Origin of the sequence: Mariniphaga sediminis (assembly GCF_003573545.1) — a bacterium.
Lineage (GTDB): Bacteria > Bacteroidota > Bacteroidia > Bacteroidales > Prolixibacteraceae > Mariniphaga > Mariniphaga sediminis.
Genome location: NZ_QWET01000009.1, coordinates 171,405 through 190,009, shown reverse-complemented (window position 1 = coordinate 190,009; position 18,605 = coordinate 171,405). Strand labels below are relative to the sequence as shown.

Annotated in this window: 14 protein-coding genes; 7 read left to right on the top strand and 7 right to left on the bottom strand. The window is 42.1% G+C overall.

Annotated elements, in window-relative coordinates; translation table 11 throughout:
• Window positions 1-16 precede the first annotated feature (16 nt).
• Complete coding sequence (locus D1164_RS13855; RefSeq protein ID WP_172594462.1) at window positions 17-3,415, bottom strand: TonB-dependent receptor; 3,399 nt, start codon at window positions 3,413-3,415, stop codon at window positions 17-19.
• 197 nt (window positions 3,416-3,612) lie between these two features.
• Window positions 3,613-4,611, bottom strand: a complete 999-nt coding sequence (locus tag D1164_RS13850) for a FecR family protein (protein ID WP_119350589.1) — start codon at window positions 4,609-4,611, stop codon at window positions 3,613-3,615.
• A gap of 257 nt (window positions 4,612-4,868) precedes the next feature.
• Here D1164_RS13850 and D1164_RS13845 point away from each other — a divergent pair, with 257 nt between their 5' ends.
• The 4 genes from D1164_RS13845 (at window position 4,869) to D1164_RS13830 (ending at window position 9,816) form a co-directional block, all read left to right on the top strand.
• Entirely contained in the window at window positions 4,869-6,212 is a 1,344-nt protein-coding gene (locus D1164_RS13845) for a Gfo/Idh/MocA family protein (RefSeq protein ID WP_119350588.1), read from the top strand.
• Between the two features lie 21 nt (window positions 6,213-6,233).
• A complete protein-coding gene (locus D1164_RS13840; RefSeq protein WP_119350587.1) occupies window positions 6,234-6,935 on the top strand; it encodes a 3-keto-disaccharide hydrolase in 702 nt (233 codons plus the stop codon).
• 430 nt (window positions 6,936-7,365) lie between these two features.
• A complete protein-coding gene (dnaG, locus tag D1164_RS13835; protein WP_119350586.1) occupies window positions 7,366-9,327 on the top strand; it encodes a DNA primase in 1,962 nt (653 codons plus the stop codon).
• Window positions 9,328-9,333: 6 nt separating this feature from the next.
• Entirely contained in the window at window positions 9,334-9,816 is a 483-nt protein-coding gene (locus D1164_RS13830; protein ID WP_119350585.1) for a pyridoxamine 5'-phosphate oxidase family protein, read from the top strand.
• A gap of 3 nt (window positions 9,817-9,819) precedes the next feature.
• Here D1164_RS13830 and D1164_RS13825 read toward each other — a convergent pair whose 3' ends face one another.
• Window positions 9,820-10,008 carry a hypothetical protein gene (locus D1164_RS13825; RefSeq protein ID WP_119350584.1) on the bottom strand — a complete coding sequence of 63 codons (189 nt, stop codon included), beginning with the start codon at window positions 10,006-10,008 and terminating at the stop codon, window positions 9,820-9,822.
• Between the two features lie 103 nt (window positions 10,009-10,111).
• Here D1164_RS13825 and D1164_RS13820 point away from each other — a divergent pair, with 103 nt between their 5' ends.
• On the top strand, window positions 10,112-11,146 hold the full coding sequence (locus D1164_RS13820; RefSeq protein WP_119350583.1) for an NAD-dependent epimerase/dehydratase family protein: 1,035 nt from the start codon (window positions 10,112-10,114) through the stop codon (window positions 11,144-11,146).
• Here D1164_RS13820 and D1164_RS13815 read toward each other — a convergent pair.
• Together D1164_RS13815 and metK are read right to left on the bottom strand one after the other, a co-directional pair.
• Window positions 11,137-12,234 carry a universal stress protein gene (locus D1164_RS13815; protein WP_119350582.1) on the bottom strand — a complete coding sequence of 366 codons (1,098 nt, stop codon included), beginning with the start codon at window positions 12,232-12,234 and terminating at the stop codon, window positions 11,137-11,139. The genes D1164_RS13820 and D1164_RS13815 overlap by 10 nt on opposite strands.
• 153 nt (window positions 12,235-12,387) lie before the next feature.
• The gene (metK, locus tag D1164_RS13810) at window positions 12,388-13,641 is read right to left on the bottom strand and encodes a methionine adenosyltransferase (RefSeq protein WP_119350581.1); all 1,254 of its coding nucleotides are present in this window, start codon (window positions 13,639-13,641) and stop codon (window positions 12,388-12,390) included.
• A 461-nt stretch (window positions 13,642-14,102) separates the two neighbouring features.
• Here metK and D1164_RS13805 point away from each other — a divergent pair, with 461 nt between their 5' ends.
• Window positions 14,103-15,047, top strand: coding sequence for a PorP/SprF family type IX secretion system membrane protein (locus D1164_RS13805; protein ID WP_119350580.1), 945 nt, complete (start codon window positions 14,103-14,105; stop codon window positions 15,045-15,047).
• Window positions 15,048-15,071: 24 nt separating this feature from the next.
• Here the strand turns inward: D1164_RS13805 and D1164_RS13800 are convergent, their stop codons facing one another.
• Both D1164_RS13800 and D1164_RS13795 read right to left on the bottom strand, forming a co-directional pair.
• On the bottom strand, window positions 15,072-15,836 hold the full coding sequence (locus D1164_RS13800; RefSeq protein ID WP_119350579.1) for a creatininase family protein: 765 nt from the start codon (window positions 15,834-15,836) through the stop codon (window positions 15,072-15,074).
• Between the two features lie 11 nt (window positions 15,837-15,847).
• On the bottom strand, window positions 15,848-16,660 hold the full coding sequence (locus D1164_RS13795; protein ID WP_172594461.1) for an outer membrane beta-barrel protein: 813 nt from the start codon (window positions 16,658-16,660) through the stop codon (window positions 15,848-15,850).
• 233 nt (window positions 16,661-16,893) lie between these two features.
• On the opposite strand from D1164_RS13795, the gene D1164_RS13790 reads away from it, so the two are divergent.
• Window positions 16,894-18,558: a DEAD/DEAH box helicase gene (locus D1164_RS13790; protein WP_119350577.1), complete on the top strand. Its 1,665-nt coding sequence runs from the start codon at window positions 16,894-16,896 to the stop codon at window positions 18,556-18,558.
• The last annotated feature ends 47 nt before the right edge of the window (window positions 18,559-18,605 follow it).

Genomic DNA, 18,605 nt, shown 5'->3' with positions numbered 1-18,605 from the left:
ATTAATTTTTTCTGGGTTAGAAATAAATATTTGCTCCGATAGAATATGTTCTGTTTATAGGAGTTTGATAAGTATTAGTCATTTCAGGATCTGCTAACATTTTATATTTATATATACCTGTTGTTTCCCATAAATTATTTCCTGAAAAGAATACCCTTACCTTATCTATTTTTACTCGTTGTGTCAGATTCACCGGGATTGTATAGCCTAATGTTAAGTCTTTTAACCTTAAGTAGGCAGCATTCTGCAAATAACGGGTCTGAGCCTGCTGAACATCCCGTCCTCCTGTAATAGAAGGTCTTGGGAAGAATGCATCAGTGTTATCCGGAGTCCACCAGTCAGCAATGACTGCACTGTGGGCAGTCCATTCGTCGTTCCAACCATTAAGCCAGTATCTTCCATTAAGCCAATAATCCCTTTTGGCAATCCCCTGGAAAAATATGTTCAGATCAAAACCTTTCCATTCTATGTTTGAAGTTACCCCAAAACTGTAACGTGGTGTATTATTTCCGATAATTTTTCTATCCCCGGGATCATCCAGAGTGCTTTTACCGTAGGTGATTTTGCCATCCTTATCTAAATCTTTAAAAATCAGATCTCCCGCTCCTCTCTGAAGCCCTACAATATTTGTCATATCTAATGCCTGGGCTTCTTCGTCTGTTTGGGCAATACCTTCCGTTACAAATCCCCATATTTCACCAATATTCTTACCTACATAATAATCAGATATAATTCCTACAGGATTACTGAATTTTGTAATTTTGGAAGTATAATCAGATAATAAAAGTTTTATTCCCCATTTTAGTTTTTCATTCCGTTGCCTCCATTCTATGGAAAGATCCCAACCTGTAGTTTTTAAATCGGCAGCATTTTCCCTTGGCTCAGAAACTGCTAAAACAGCCGGTAATGTGGCAGACTTGGTCAACATGTCTTTTGTATTTCTCTGATAAATATCAAAAGTTGCATTTAATCTGTTGTTTAGTATTGCCAAATCAACTCCAACATCATATTGCTCAACTGTTTCCCAGGTAAGTGCCGGGCTTACCAGGCCTGGGGCATAAAGTGTCATTGGAAGCTCCTCGTTCATCATAAAGCTAACCTGCCCAGAGCTATACGTTGCTATATAAGGGTAATTTTCCCTTACGGACTGGTTGCCCAGATTTCCATATGATGCCCTGATTTTTAGCATATCGAATGAATTCTTCAGCCTGCCCAGATAAGGTTCATTATCTAAACGCCATCCAACTGATGCAGATGGGAAAAATGAAAATCGATCAGCTTGAGGAAACTTTGAGGTACCGTCATACCGACTATTAAATTCGAATAAATAACGGTTATCATAATTGTAATTTACGCGTGTAAATGCACCTCTAATTGCAAACTCTGACGCCCCGTCCCATGTATATTTTTCTCCATAGGCTAAGTTCATAAACGGCATGGTTTCAACCATTAACCTGTCCCTGCGCGCTTCAATATACTCATACTTCTGATTTTCCTGATTAAACCCTACCATTGCAAGAACTTTGTGCTTGCCAAAGGTATTTTCGTAATCAGCATAAACATTAAAAGTATAATACCTGGTCTTATAATGTCCCTTGGTTGCCTGGCTCGGATTGGTGTAAGGGAAATATCCACTGACAGTCCCATCCACAAAATACATTTCAAGTTTTCTCCAGGTGCTGACATCGTTTTGGTGTTTGAAATTAGTTGAATAATCAACATTAAAAGTCATATTCTTAACGGGAGTAAGGATTGCACTGCCGGTCAACCATAAATCATCAATATTTCTTGACCGATAACCCGCTTCCTTATGAAACTGTATCATGTTGGGAACAGAACCTACTGAATAATAGTTCCCATTGGTGTCGTAAGGTGGAATATTTGCCCATTGGTGATACTGAAAACCGGACGTATATTCATCATGATGATTTGCTCTATGGTTGGGAGGAAAATACTTTTCGCTGGAATTAAAAGATATTTTGGTGCCAATAGTCGCCCACTTAAAAACCTCAAAATTTAGATTTGTCATAAAATTGTAGCGTTCGTAGGTTTCGTCGAACTGCTTAGGAATACCTTTTTGGTTTAGATAGTTCAGAGATGCGTAATAGTCAAATTTATCAGAACCACCTGATACCGTGGCTGAGTATTGCTGTTGAGGCATATAATCCCGCAATAAGAGGCTGGGCCAATCGGTATTGCCGTGGTAAAGAAATGTATTTGGACTGTCTGGATTCGGACTCACAGCCGGGTTATTTTCAGGATCATTATAGTGGGCAATTAAAAGAGATGCTCTTAGCTCATCAAACTGAGGATATGGAGTGCCATTTTGCCTCATGGAGCCAGAATTCATGTACTCCATACGCTGCATTGCATCCAAAGTCTTAAACTTTAATACCGGTTCGTTTACCCCATAATTTACAGACAGCGAAATTATCGGCTTATCACTTTTTTTACCTGTTTTGGTTGTAATAAGAATCACTCCATAGGCAGCACGGGCACCATAAATTGCAGCAGAAGCCGCATCTTTAAGAACAGAAACACTTTCAATATCATTTGGATTAATAAGATTAATATCCATTGGGACGCCGTTTACTAAAATTAAAGGCTCCCCTCCATTTATTGATTCAAAGCCCCGAATGTTAAAGGATGCCCCGGAGCCTGTAGTACCGGTTGTTTGAGTAATGTTAAGGTTAGAAATGGTTCCCTGAAGACCTTGCCCGATATTAACAATAGGACGGCTTTCCAGGACTTCTGCTGTTACTTGAGACACAGCTCCTGTAAGGTTTTCCTTTTTTTGAGTACCATAGCCAATCGCAACTACTTCTTCAATACCAACCGTCTCTTCCTCCATTACCACATTTATGCTCGTTTGATTTCCAACAACTAATTCTTGTGTCCGCATGCCCACAAATGAAAATAGTAATGTCGCGTCTTTCGGGATTGTGGAAAGGGTATATTCGCCGTTCGCATCGGTCACCGTCCCTTGGGTAGTACCTTTTACCACAACCGTTACACCGGGTAAAGGTTGACCGCCGGAGTCAGTTACCCTTCCTGAAACTGTGTTTTGTTGCATGTCCCCTTGTTGCTGTACATAATTCCGGTTAAAAAAGCTGTCGGATTTATCTACCAGTGCAATTTGACGTTCATACACTTCGTACTTTATATTGGTGCCTTTAAACAGCTCGTCGAGGATCTCAAAAACAATCTTATCTTTCATATCGATAGATGTTATTCTGTCCACATCAACATCGTTGCTGAAAAAGAATCGGAATTCACTTTGATCCTCAATGTCACCCAGAATTTCAATTACCTTGACATTTTGTCCGATCACCGTGAGTTTTTTAGATTGTGCATAACTCAAAGAGGCTAAGGATGTCAGAGTTGAAATGCACAAAATAAAAATTGTTAGTTTCATTTTTCTTAAATTTTCATGCACCCATGGTGCTATGCCATGGGAAAACCATTTTTTGTTCATAAATTTACATTTTGAGTTAATAAACTTGTTTTAATTCAATTCCAAAGGGGCAGAAGGATCAGTTCTGCCTCTTTTTGATTCTAAAGTCGCATTGTTTTGGTTTTTTTAAGTCATAGGCAAAATTATTATTGATTGATTTATTTCAGGTAAAAAAGGTTAATCACCCGGTTTTCTTCATCCCATGTATAATCTACGGAGGCAGTTACTTTCAGCAGGTTCAATACCTCACTGAAAGATTCCATCTCAATAGTGGCGGTATAGTAAATATCTTCCAGGCGTTTATCGTCATCCAGTTCAATTTTTATATTGTACCATCGTCCAAGTCGTTTGGCCATTTGGGGCAGGCTTTCTTTTCTGAAAATGAGCCGGCCTTCGGTCCACGACGTATACAGTTCCGTTTCTACCTTATCTACCTTGAAACCTGTAGGGGTATAAACTGCCTGGTACCCAGGTCGGAGGGCTGCCCCATTCCCTTTCTCTGTCAGCACATTCACTTTGCCCTTTACGAGGGTTGTTTCAAAAAAATCATCCTGGTATGCTTTTACATTAAATGAGGTGCCCTTAACTTCTACATCGCCGTAAACAGTTGAAACCACAAAGGGCGATTTTCCTTTTTTTACCTCGAAGTAGGCTTCGCCTGTCAGGCGAATTTGCCTTTTATCTTCAAAGTGTGAAGGAAACAGAAGTTCCGACCCGCAGTTTAACCAAACCAATGAACTATCGGGTAATGTAAATTGAGTGCGCGCTCCGTGCGGGGCAGTTATTTTTTGTTGTATCGCAGCCTGTTTTGCCGGCTTTGTCACATTCCAAAGTACCACTCCCGCAATGATAAACCCGATGACAAATGCAGCAGCCAGCGGGGCAGTCAAGTGGTAATATCTTTTTAAAGTATGTGTAAATGGATTTTTGGTTTTTTTCTCAGGTTCAATGCGTTCAAGCAACTGTTGCCAGCGCAAAGTAACTACTTTATTTTGGCGTCGTTTCACCTCTTCGCCAAGGGAGGATTGCAAATAATGGAAATATTTTTTATTGTCCGGAGACTGCTTAATCCACTCCAGCAGTTTAATCTCCTCCGTTCCGGAGAGGGTCCCTTCCAAAAATTGTTTTATTCTGTTTTTATATTGCAAATAATCCATTTCCTAAAATAGTGTTTATTAGTAATACAACTTCATTTGGATTTTACCAACCTCTGATTTTGATTTTTTTTAATTCCACACCTAATTTATGTTTCAGGCTGAGTAAAAGCCGGATAAAAACAGTACTAGTGTTAAAATATTTCTTCCAAAAAGGCTGTGATTGGGCAGTGTGGATTTTTAAAAGTAAGATCTTTTCGATAAATTAGCGCGCTGTCTTTAAGAATTTTATTGTTCAATTTATTAGAAAATCATACATCATGGGAACTAAACCGGCGATTGACCGCCGAAATTTCATTGCTAAAACAGCTCTTGGCACACTTGGCGCAGCCGGAATTTTGACCTCGTGCTCCGGCCCCGATTCAAAAAAACAGGAAATCCAGCTTCCAAAACTACTTGACCAGGCTCCAGACGGGAAGGTTATAAAAGCCGGACTGATTGGTTGCGGAGGGCGTGGTACCGGGGCTGCTATCAATTTTCTCGATGCAGGGCCCAATCTTCAGATTACAGCGCTTGGCGATGTTTTTCAGGACAAGATAGACAACTGCCGGGCAAAGCTAAAAGAAGAACGCAATGTGGAAATTGCCGATGAAAATTGTTTTCTTGGATTCGACAGTTTCGAAAAAGTAATTGACTCAGGGGTTGATATGGTGCTGTTGTGCACGCCGCCTCATTTCAGACCGGCACATGTGGAGGCCGCTGTGAATGCCCGGAAGCACATTTTTATGGAAAAACCCATTGCTGTTGATCCGGAGGGTGCGCGTTCGGTAATGGCTTCGGCCAAAAAAGCAGAGGCTATAGGATTGAGTATGGTAAGCGGTACCATTCGCCGGGTACAAAAAGATTATATGGAAACACAACGCCGTGTGGCTAACGGAGAAATTGGTGAAATTACGGGCGCCAACATCATCCGAAACGGGGGAGCACTTTGGTACCGGAGCCGGCAGCCCGAATGGACCGATATGGAATACATGCTGCGCAATTGGGTGAATTTTTGCTGGCTCTCAGGAGACCACATTACCGAACAGTTTATTCATGAAATTGACGTGATGAACTGGCACCTCGGGCAAAACCCGGAACGGGCAATTGGCTGGGGCGGTCGCCAACGCAGGGTCACAGGAGACCAATACGATTTTTTCAGCATTGAATACCTTTACGAAAACGGGTTGCGTACACACTGTGCTGCCCGTCAGATAAATGGTTGTACCAACCGAAAAGTGCAGCAAATTAACGGAACAAAAGGTTACGCTGACGCTGCAGGAAAACTGTTTGATTACAAAGGGAATGTAATTTGGGAATATCCTTATCCGGAAGAAGGAGATACTACTTCTGAATGGAATGTAACCAATCCGTTTGTACAGGAACATATCAATCTGGTTACAGCCATCCGTACCGGCAATCCTGTAAATGATGCCGAAGCACAGGTGAACTCCACCCTTGTGACTATTATGGGAAGGATTTCTGCTTACACTGGTAAAGATGTTACCTGGGAAGAAATTTTAAATTCCGATTTGTATCTCGGTCCAAAGACCTACACCTTTGGTCCTGTGCCGGGAATAAAAGAGGAAATTCCGTTGGCAGGTGTGTCAAATACAGCTAGTTAGTTTTTTTGAAAGTATAATGTGATGAAACGAATAATTGTAGTATTTGCCTTTTTTATGGTAGGAGTACTGGGTATTTCCGCCCAGGAGCTGGTAACTGTTTTTGGCAAGGAGGTTCAGTGGCAAAACGTATTGGATGCGAAAAAAGTCAAAGGAGAACCTGTTAAATGGTACCAGGTCAATACAGAAGTGGATACCTGGAAAAAGGACGGGGATATCCTGAAATGTTCCGGACATCCCATAGGCGTTATCCGAAGTGAAAAAGAGTACGAGAATTTTATCATGCACATTGAATGGCGCCACATGGAAGCCGGTGGAAATTCAGGTACTTTTGTTTGGAGCAGTGCTAAACCGGGCGAAAATCGTTTGCCCAACGGGGTAGAAGTACAAATGTTGGAGCTCGACTGGGTGAACCAAAACATCCGAAACGGAGAGAAACCTCCCATTGCTTATGTACATGGCGAAGTTTTTGGAGTGGGCGGAGTAGAGATTGTTCCCGATAACCCACGGGGCAAACGAAGCAAGTCCGTGGAAAACCGTTGTAAAGGCAAAGGGGAATGGAACACTTACGAGGTGGTGTGCGTGGACGGAACTGTCAAATTATCGGTTAACGGAAAATTTGTAAATGGTATCAGCAAGTCGTCGCAAAAGAAAGGGTATATCTGTCTCGAATCAGAAGGCGCTGAAATTCATTTTCGCAACATTAAAATTATCGAATTGCCATAATGCCGTTCCCAACGGAGTTTTCTAAAATCTCCTATCGGTGATATTGGCCGGATTTTAATGGATTAAGAACCGGCTGGTAAGGTGTGTTGGGAATCAAGTAAAGAAAATAGTTCTGCAGATTATTGCCAGTAGTTTGTTCAGATAAACTGCTGGCAATAATTGATTGTTTTGGGCATAAAGAATTCTTCAAAATAGAAAACTCGCTAATTGAGGTAAACGAGTTTTTTCAGAATTCAGTAAAAACGGGTTTATCACAAGCTTTAGTTGTTTGTGCTTCGTAAGGTTAAGTAATTGTTTTAATGGGGCAAAACCAATTTAGTATTTTACCTTGAGTCTTTTACCATTCTTACTGGCCGGTTTCTCGAAATTTTCCTTGTATGGCCTTTGAATCTGCATCTTTTCTCCACCCAAAATCCCTACATTTGTAGTCGTGATTGATCATTCCACTATACAGCGAATTCTGGATACTGCGGACATTTCCGACGTGGTTTCTGAGTTTGTGACCCTGCGTCGGCGTGGGGTTAACATGTTGGGATTATGTCCGTTCCATAATGAAAAAACACCTTCTTTTACGGTGTCGCCGGCCAAGGGTATTTTTAAATGCTTTGGCTGCGGGAAAGGCGGGAATGCGGTCAACTTCATCATGGAGCACGAAAACCTGAGTTATCCGGAGGCGCTAAAATGGCTGGCCCGAAAATATAACATCGAGGTGGTCGAAGAAGAGGAAACCGAGGAGCAAAAACAATTGAAGGATGAGCGCGAAAGCCTTATGATTGTTTCCGCATTTGCTCAAAAATATTTTACCCGTACACTTTGGGAAGAAAATGAGGGGCGAACCATTGGGTTGAGTTATTTCCGTGAAAGAGGATTTCGCGACGACATCCTGAAAAAGTTTGAACTGGGATACAGTCCGGATGGCAAAGTGCCTTTTACTGAGGCTGCTCAAAGGCAGGGCTACAAAATCGAATTTCTGGAAAAAACCGGGTTAACCATTAAGCGTGATGACTGGCTGCGCGATCGTTTTGCCGGGCGGGTTATGTTCCCTATTCATAACCTGGCAGGCCGGGTGATTGCATTTGGCGGCCGCATCCTGAAAGATGATCCTAAAGCGGCCAAGTATCTTAATTCACCCGAGTCGGAGATTTACCATAAAAGTAAGGTTTTGTATGGTATTTTTCAGGCCAGGCGTGAAGTAGCCCGGTCTGAAAAATGTTACCTTGTGGAGGGCTATACCGATGTGCTCTCCATGCATCAGGCAGGTATTGAAAATGTGGTGGCCTCTTCGGGAACTGCGCTTACTTCGGAACAAATCAGACTGATAAAACGGTTTACGTCCAATATCACTATCATTTACGACGGAGACGAAGCCGGAATAAAAGCCTCATTACGGGGTATCGATCTCGTACTCGAAGAGGGGATGAATGTGAAAGTTTTGTTGCTTCCCGGGGGAGAAGATCCTGACTCGTTTGCAAAGATGAAAGGGGCCAGCGGCTTCCTCGAATACATCCGGGAAAACGAAACGGATTTTATTCAGTTTAAAACCCGGTTGTTGCTGAAAGATGCCGAAAAAGATCCGGTGGCCAAAGCGCGGCTTATTTCTGATGTTATTCGGTCGGTGGCAGTAATCCCCGATACCATTACCCGGTCGGTTTACATCAAGGAGTGTAGCAGGCTGCTTGGGGTGAGTGAAGAAATTTTATATACTGAAATTAGAAAACAAAAATACAAGCAGAACGAGGATTTCAGGAATAGGGAAATGCGCAGGCAACGGGAAACACCCGTCGCTCAGCAAACCAGCCCTTCCGGTTCGCCTCAGGAAGAAGCAAAAACTTCTGATTTTTTGGTGGAAGAATTGGAATTTCTTCGGTTTCTTTTAAAACATTGCAACACGGTAATTTTTGAGGAAGAAGGAGAAAATCCCAACGAAGTGCATGAGGTGAAGGTCGGTGAATACATGGTGGAAGAGTTGGAAAACGACGATTTGGTTCCGGAGAATGAATTGTTCCGGAAAATTTTTTACGATGTAAAAGAAAACCTTGATAATGAGCAGTTCGATCCATGGAAACATTTTGTATACCATGCTAATGCTGATGTGAGTAAACTGGCTACCGACCTGCTGTCAGAAAAATTTATTGAAAGCAAGCGGTGGACAAAAGCCGGTGCATTTACCGAAAAGGAGGAAGAGATTTTGGATTACCTGGTGCCCCGAATTATATATGAATATAAATTACGCAGGATCAAGTTGATGATGGAAGAGATTGAACGATCCATTGATGCTGCTTCGGAAGAAAACAACTTTGACCGCGTGATTGAAGAGCAGTCGAAATATATGAACCTGAAGCGCGTGGAGAAGTTTTTATCGGACAAACTCGGCAGCAGGGCAATAAATTGATGAGCGATGCGGACACTGATAATTGAAAACAGAACGGAAATAGAAGAAATTGTACAATCCTGTAAAACATGCTATGTGGCGATGTCGGAGAATAATGTGCCGTATGTTTTACCCATGAATTTTGCGTTGGAGGACGATGTGGTTATCCTTCATTCTGACCAAAGCGGCCGGATGTGGGAAACGCTGCATCAAAACCCGAAAGTCTGTATCAACTGGACGCTGGGTGAAGAACTGGCCTGGCAGGATGTGCGCGTAGGCTGTAGCTACCGGGTAAAATCAAAATCGGTGCTGGTGGAGGGTTCGGTGGAATTTGTGGACGACTACGACGAAAAGGAGAGGTGCCTCCATTTGCTCATGGCTCAATACAGCGATCGCAAATTTAAATTCAACCCGCCGGCTGTAAAAAATGTGGGCATACTGAAGGTACACATTGAAAAAATATCGGCCAAAGAGTTTGGGGCGAAGGCGGTTACGCCATGGAACAGTTGATAGTCATTCAATAATAAAATTGTTCTTAAGCCTGTTCGGGTGCGGAGTTGACGTTTGAAAAAACTGCATTTCCTGAACCAACTCCAGGAAAAACATCAGCCGTTCGTGCGGATCACGCTCCAGTGTTTCCTCTCTCCTCCTTTCGTTGGCTTCCTCCTTTGTTTCAAAACGTAACAACTTTTCTACATCCATTATGCATCTTTTTTAATATGTAAATTTAATGGTTCTCTTGTTTAAAAGAAATTCAAAAAGTGAAAGGCCCTAAATTTTTTATCTTTAACCGAAAATTTCAGTTATGATTTTTGTTACTGGCGGAACAGGGTTAATTGGATCGCATTTGTTGTATAAACTGGTTTCTGAAGGGGAAAAGGTGAAGGCGTTAAAACGAAAGAAAAGTAATGTGCAACAGGTGCTAAAAACTTTTTCGTATTACACTGAAAAGCCGGAAGAACTTTTCGCCTGCATTGAATGGGTTGACGGTGATATACTCGATTATTTCGGCCTTGAAAAATTATTGGTCGGAATAGAGGAAGTGTATCATTGTGCGGCTATCGTTTCATTTCGTAGCAGTGAGCGCAAACAAATGATTCAAAATAATGTAGATGGAACGGCTAACCTGGTTAATGCCGCATTGGTTAACGGGGTTAAAAAGTTTTGTCATGTAAGCTCGGTGGCTGCCCTGGGACGTAATTTGAACGGAATCCCAACCGACGAACAGACCAACTGGGTACCTTCCAAAAAAGTTTCAGGTTATTCTGAAAGTAAGTTTTTTTCTGAAACAGAAGTCTGGCGTGGAATAGAGGAGGGGATGGATGCTATAATCGTGAACCCTTCTATCGTTTTGGGACCTGGAGACTGGAATACAGGAAGTTCACAATTGTTTAAAACAGTTTGGGATGGTCTGTGGTTTTATACTAAAGGAGTTACCGGGTACGTGGATGTAAACGACGTTGTAAAAGCTATGGTTCTGTTAATGGACAATGCAAATTTCGAGACCTTAAAAAACCAGCGTTACCTTTTAAGTGCGGAAGATTGGAGTTACCAGAATCTTTTCAATCAAATAGCTTACGCCCTGAACAAACCCCATCCGAAATATTTTGCTTCGAACCTGATGCTCCGTTTTGCCCGGTGTGCTGTTTCAGTATTCGGATTGATAAACAAAAACTTTTCATCCCTTTCCCGCGAAACTGCTGCTGCTGCCAACTCTGTGAGTCGATTTGACGGGAACAAAATTTCTCAGAATGCAAATTTTCAATACCTCCCGGTAACGAAATCGATTCAGCAAACGGCTGCCTTTTTAAAACAGGATATGAGAAATATTCAGGCATGAAAAATCAGTAATGGGGTGCGACTGTGAAAAACCATTTTCCGAGCCACACTGGGATTGAACAGCCTTGATATCATATTCCGTTTGTGGGTAGTCAGTGAAATAATATCGATATTTTCCTTTTCAATAAATGTATCAAAAGTTTCCAGGAAATCTTTTCCAACAATAAGCCGGCAGTCAAAATCCTTTTCCGTATACCTGCTTTTTAATACTTCTTTCATTCCCTCCAGTCGGGCTTTGTCCCAGTCGGAACTGTCCTCTTTTCCCATGTGGACACAATATACCTTGGCGTCAAAAGGTTTCAGCAGTCCCACCAGCTTGTCAATTACGGCAAAATCTTTTTCATCGAAGTTGGTCGCGTAAAGTATGCGTTTAAATTCCTGAATTTCTTTTTCGGGAGATTCTTCAGGAATCACCAGAACCGGAACTTTTGCATTATAAATAACATCGGCTGTAACACTGCCTACAATCGTGCCTGAATCACCGCCCGTTCCCATCACAATAAGGCGTGAATTGTTTTCATGGGCATACGCAAGTATATCTTCATCGGCATAACCGGGTTTGATGATAAACTCACTTTTCACCATTTTCCATTTCTCTTTGCCTATTTCGGTAGAAAGTTTCCGGATAAACTTTTTGAAGTTGTCGTTGGCATTCTTTTCCGCATTGTCCATCCGCTCCAGCAGCGTAGAATCATATACGTAAACATCGGCATACGGGACTGAATGGACAATAGGGTTGACATAACAGTGTATAAAAACCAGCTTTACCTGCTGGTGGCTGGCAATGTTGAATGCCAGTTTGCAGGTTTTATAGGAAACCGGCGAAAAATCAACGGGTACGAGTATATGGTCATCCTTCTCCTTATGTTTTTTTTGTAATTCGGGCTTTTTTCCCAAAAACTCTTCCAGGATGGGAACGGCATGTCGAATATCTTTCTCCAAGATTTTTACTTTCACTGAAGTAGCGGCATCTTCCATCAGGTTGATGTCTTCCAGATCGCATTCAATATCCTGTTCCTCAAGCCGCATTTTAAGTATTTGCGCTTTGGAATAGGGTAAAACCACAATTGTAACCAGTTTATCTTCCATGATTCTCGTGTTTTAATTGAACATTGTTTCCGTTAATTTATTCGTTGGAAGCCTTAAGAGGTTACAAAAAGTCTTCAAAAAATACAAAAAAAGAGGTGAATCAAATGTTGTTTTTGAAACACCTCTCATAAATGTAGTCTTGCTTTTCAGGAATTAAATCCCAAAAGCTTCCTTGATCTTATCTACAAAATCTAGTTTTTCCCATGTGAAAAGTTCCACTTCCAGTTCCGTCTTTCCCTGGTAGGGCGATTCAAATACCTTTGATACCGTAGCTGGTTTTCTACCCATATGACCATAAGCAGCAGTTTCTGAGTAGATTGGATTTCGCAGTTTTAGTCGTTCTTCAATGGCTGCAGGGCGGAGGTCGAAAATGTCTTTTACTTTCTGAGCAATTTCACCATCAGAGGAAGGTACATTTTTTCTTCCGTAAGTATTCACAAAAATACCTACGGGCTGTGCAACTCCGATGGCGTAAGCCAGTTGCACCAGTATTTCGTCAGCTACTCCGGCAGCAACCAGGTTTTTAGCAATGTGCCTGGAAGCGTATGCCGCGGACCGGTCCACTTTCGATGGGTCTTTTCCCGAGAATGCACCACCGCCGTGCGCTCCACGTCCTCCGTAAGTGTCTACAATAATTTTTCTTCCTGTGAGGCCGGTGTCGCCATGAGGACCGCCGATCACAAATTTTCCGGTAGGATTCACATGGTAAATGATGTCGTCTCCAAAAAGTTGCTGCACCCGCTCAGGAAGTTTTGCCTTTACACGGGGAATCAGGATGTTGATTACATCTTCCCTGATTTTTGCCAGCATAGGCTCGTCGTCGTCAAACTCGTCGTGCTGAGTGGAAACAACAATGGTATGCACTTTTTGCGGGAGGTTGTCATCTGAATACTCGATGGTTACCTGCGATTTGGAGTCGGGACGCAAATAGGTCATCTCTTTTTCTTCCCGACGAATGGCTGATAATTCTTTTAAAATCAGATGAGAAAGTTCCAGGGGCAAAGGCATGTAGTTGTCGGTGTCCTTGCAGGCATACCCAAACATCATTCCCTGGTCGCCGGCTCCCTGTTCATTTTTATCCCCTTTATCAACCCCCCGGTTAATGTCAGGGCTTTGTTCGTGAATAGCTACCAGTACACCGCACGAATCACCCTCGAAGCGGTAGGCTCCTTTGGTGTACCCAATTTGGTTGATAACACGGCGGGTAACTTCCTGTACATCTACATATGTTTTTGATTTGACTTCGCCGGCAACCACCACCTGTCCTGTGGTTACCAATGTTTCAATGGCAACTTTCGACTCAAGGTCGAACGCCAGGAACTCATCCAAAAGTGCATCTGAAATTTGATCGGAAACTTTGTCTGGATGACCTTCTGAAACTGATTCACTCGTAAATAAATAACTCATAATCCCAAAATTTTAGCCGAAATTTGTTCAGCGTGTTTAACAAAAATTTTTAGGCTGCGGGATGTATCGGATTGAAATAGTAAAAAAAAGCGACTGTTTTAGCATTCTTTTTCTGTGGTTGCAATCAATCTCAAATCTTTCCACGTAGCGCTACAAAAGTAACACTCTTTATCGGAATATAAAAAGAGTTTTATGGATTTTTTTAAATGAGGCAGTGCTAAACTCCAGATTCAGAAAATTTTATCTGTGCGAAATGGTTCCTGTAGTTTTCAGCAGTAATGCGGCTTTTGGCTTGATCCTTTTATCGCATGAAGGGGAAAAAGCAGCCATATACCCTTTAGAGAAGAAAATTTAGCCATAGTTTCCCTTTTTAAAAATCTGTTTTACAGCAGGTTGTGTGGCATATTGTTTATGTCGAGATAAATTTGTAGTTTTCCCAGTTGGAATTTTGTTCCGAGAGCATGAAAAACTGGATAAAATGTTTGGCTTCGGCAATCCTCTTGTTCCCTTTGTTTCCCGGCGAATCACATGGGCAGGCAGAGCCTGTTCTTACCCAGTATATGTTCAATATGCAGCCCATTAATCCGGCTTATGCCGGTATGTGGGAGAAGATCGGATTTTCCACGCTTGTGCGAAAACAATGGGCCGGCATCAACCGCTCCCCGCTCACACAGGTTTTTTCTTTTCACTCCCCCACAAATAATGAAAAAGTAGGGGTGGGACTGAATGTAACCAACGATCATTACGGCCTGGAAAACAAACTGGGTGTTTTTGGCGATTATGCTTACGAAGTTGCCATTACCCCTCAGGCCCGGTTGCGCCTGGGGTTAAAATTTGGTTTTCTGAACTATAAAAATCCGCTTACATTATATCAGCTTTATCCTGATGGCAAGTATGACGAAGCTTATGCAGAAGATGTAGATTTGAAATTTCTGCCCAATTTTGGTATTGGCGGATTTCTTTATGAAGAACATTATTACATTGGGCTCTCCATACCGAAGATGCTGAGGAACGACCTTAAAGCAAATATCAATAATTATAACATCGAAGCCCAGATTCAAACGGTGTACCTTACAGCTGGTTATGTATTCCGGTTTATTCAGTTCAATTACCTGATTTTCAAACCAACCATGATGATAACTTATAACCGTGGGTTGCCTATCCAGTATGACATCGGTGTGAACTTTATGCTGCGTGAAAAACTATGGCTTGGGTTAATGAACCGTTCCGGAAATGCCATAAGTTTTGTCTCGCAATGGATTATGGACAACAACCTGCGATTGGGTTTTGCAATGGATCTTACCTACAACGAAATATTTCCTTATCAATATGGCACCTACGAAGTTACCCTTGGTTTTGACATGGATTTTTTTGGCAGGAGCTACATCCGCGAAAAATTCTTTTAAAATAAAACTGTTGGAAAGGATAAGCTACTCGTAAAGGTCATCCAGATCACATTCTGCCAGTTCAACCAGGAAATCTCCAATTTTTGAAGTCACTGCCTCCAGAAATTTTTGTCCTTTTTCGGGTGTTGCCTTTTGGGGATCCCCTATTCCCGTATCATCGGTCACTTTATCCCAGCGACGAGGGGTCCAGCCGACCTTGTCGTTCAGTCCTTTCAGCTTGAATTTATTGGCTTTCCCGCTACCGGCTTCTTCCAAAGGTAATACCAGTTCGGGGAAATAATGCATAATTACACTGGTCTCCATTTCATTGGCATGGTCTCCTTCTTCTTCAAAATAATCGGATAAGGGAACCTGTTTAAACCATTCGGTTACGGCAATAAACATACCCGGGAATTGTGGCATTACCTCACGTATATGTGGTTTAAATTCGTTGCCGCCGTGGCCATTCATAACCACTAATTTGCGAATTCCCTGATTATACAGCGCCCTGACGATATCTTTCAGAATGGCTATTTGGGTAGATGGAAGGGTGTGCAAGCAGAAAGGCATTTCAATTTGCCCCGGGTTTTGTACGCCTAATGGAATGGTAGGCAATACCATCACTTTGGCTCCTTTTTTCCATGCTTTTCCGGCGGCATCAGCAGCAATCCGTGATGTTTCCAACGAATCGGTGCCAAAAGGCAGGTGGTAGTTGTGTGGTTCAGTAGCCCCCCAGGGGAGGATAGCTACATCGTATGGTTGGTTTTTTACCTGTTTCCAATTGGTTTCTTCTAAAATGTAAGGTCTCATACTATTGTATTTCAAAATTTTATTACTGTTATTCCGATAGTTACCGGTGTTAATTCGGGGCCTTTGTCTTTTTTGAAAAGGGGAGTCAACTCGTAGGTGGCAAATAAATTTATCCAGCGATAACCTGCCCGCACCATCAACCCGTATTTAAAGTCCTGAAGGGAGTAGTGACCAGGCGTTTTTAACTTTTCCTTTTTGCCTTGCACACGGTATTTTACTTTGGTGTGACTGCTTAACCGGACTCCTCCCACAATGCCTCCTGACACGTAAATCCTGTTTGTGTAGTGGTTTACAGGAATTTGAAATTCAGTCAGTAGGGGTATGGTTAGGGAAACTATGGATAATTTCGATTTTTGGTTTTGCTCAAAAAACAGGGACTGGGGCTCAATTCGTCCGTTTCCCAGTCTTTGGATGGTTGTGTTTTGCTCCATCCGGTAGCTTTGGAGGTGCAGTCCCAAACCTGTTACCAGCCCGATGGTATTTCGGTTGCGTTGCAACCCGATGCTTTGTTGAATAAGGTTGAGGTAGGTAGAATTTGAGCGGAAAATGTCGTTGTCCATAAATTCGGAGTCGTATCCTGAATAATCCGGGTTGACAAATAGATTAAAGCCAAAATCAACACCAGCCCAATGACCTGAAAAATCATCGTACCAAAAGTTAAACCCCTGACGGGTAAGTTCCCGCACGTCTATTTTTCGTAAAATTTTTTTGGTGTCTCTATTGATTGGAACAATGGTATCCGCTTCCTGTGACCACAGCTTTACAGAAAAAATTCCTGCCATTCCCAGCACCAGAAAGAATCGAATATAAATTGCTGTTTTCAATGGCTTGCTAAATTTCATAGAATTCAACTTAACTTGAATTTATAATGAAACAAATGTAAAGGATTTGGGTTGATTTGTATGGAAAAAATTATACAAAAACAGTAGAGATTTGATATGATAAAAAAATTTACGATGAATTATTAATTTGTTAATCCCTGCAACATTTTCTCCTAAAACCCTGAAATACATTTTAAAAGGTTACCTTTGCGCCTGCAAATTTTAGACATAATTACATGACATTATTCAATGAGATGAGCCTCAGTGCCGAAATTCAACAGGCAATTGAAGCATTGGGGTTTGAAACACCCACACCCATTCAGGAAAAAACCATTCCATTTTTATTGGAAAGCAAAAACGATATGGTGGCGCTGGCACAAACCGGTACCGGAAAAACAGCCGCATTTGGCCTGCCAGTTATTCAGCAAATTGACACCTCCCAAAAACATCCGCAGGCTTTAATTTTAAGCCCCACAAGGGAACTGGCTTTACAAATTGCCGGCGACCTGACTAATTTTTCAAAGTTCAGCCAAAAAATTAGTATCGCTGTGGTTTATGGCGGCGCCGATATAAAAAAGCAAATTAACCAACTGGAACGGGGAGCTTCTATCGTTGTGGGAACACCCGGCCGTACCCTCGATTTAATTAAGCGTAAAAAATTAAAAGTAGATAAAATACGATGGCTGGTGCTTGATGAAGCTGACGAAATGCTTTCAATGGGTTTTAAAGATGACCTGGATGCTATTCTGGCTACTTCGCCGGCGGAAAAGCAAACCCTGCTTTTTTCAGCCACTATGCCCAGGGAAATTGTTTCCATCGCCAACCGCTATATGACAAACCCTCAGGAAATTTCAGTAGGGAAAAAGAATACCGGCGCTGAAAATGTGGAACATCACTACTATCTTGTTCACGCTAAAGATCGTTACATTGCCCTGAAACGGGTAGCCGATCTGAACCCCAGTATTTATGGGATTATTTTTTGCCGTACCCGGTCTGAAACCAAAGATGTGGCCGACAAACTAATGCAAGACGGCTATAATGCCGATGCACTCCACGGAGATCTCTCCCAGGCCCAGCGTGACCATGTAATGGCCCGTTTCCGAAGTAAACACCTGCAAATGCTGGTGGCAACCGATGTGGCTGCCCGCGGCCTAGACGTAAACGACCTGACGCATGTAATTAATTATAACCTTCCCGATGATCCTGAAGTATATATTCACCGGAGCGGGCGAACCGGAAGGGCAGGTAAAAGGGGGATTTCCGTAACACTTATTCATTTGCGCGAAAAGGGCAAACTACGCCAGGTTGAAAAGAAAGTGAATAAATCCTTCATGCTGAAAGCTGTTCCATCGGGAAAGGAAATCTGTGAAAAGCAGCTTTTCAGTCTGATTGATAAAATGGAAAAAATTGAGGTGAATGAAACCGAGATTGAACCTTTTATGCCGGTAATTTACAAGAAGCTGGCCTGGCTCGAACGCGAGGAACTCATAAAACGTTTCGTTTCTATAGAGTTTAACCGTTTCCTGAAATATTACGAAAACGCCCCGGATATTAATGTGGACGAATCACGCCCCGGAGAACAGGATTACGAGCCCGGTAGAAGGAAGAAACGCGGCGCAAAAGGGCGGAATGGCCGGAGTGAGAGGAAAGAGGGAGGATATAAATTTTCGCGTTTCTTTTTTACATTGGGAAAGAAAAATGGGATCAACAAACGGAAGATTATCGATTTGATTAACCAGCATTTTCCAAATGAAAGTGTGGAAATCGGGAACATCGAAGTGATGAAAAACTTTTCGTTTTTTGAAGTGGATCGACGTTACGAAAAACAAGTGCTGAAATCCTTCTCAAAGGCCACTTACAAGGGACAGAGAATGGGTATCGATCTTGCAAAAGAAAAATAAAAAACAGGAAACACCTGCTTTTCTTACTCAACAAAAAAAGTCAGTTT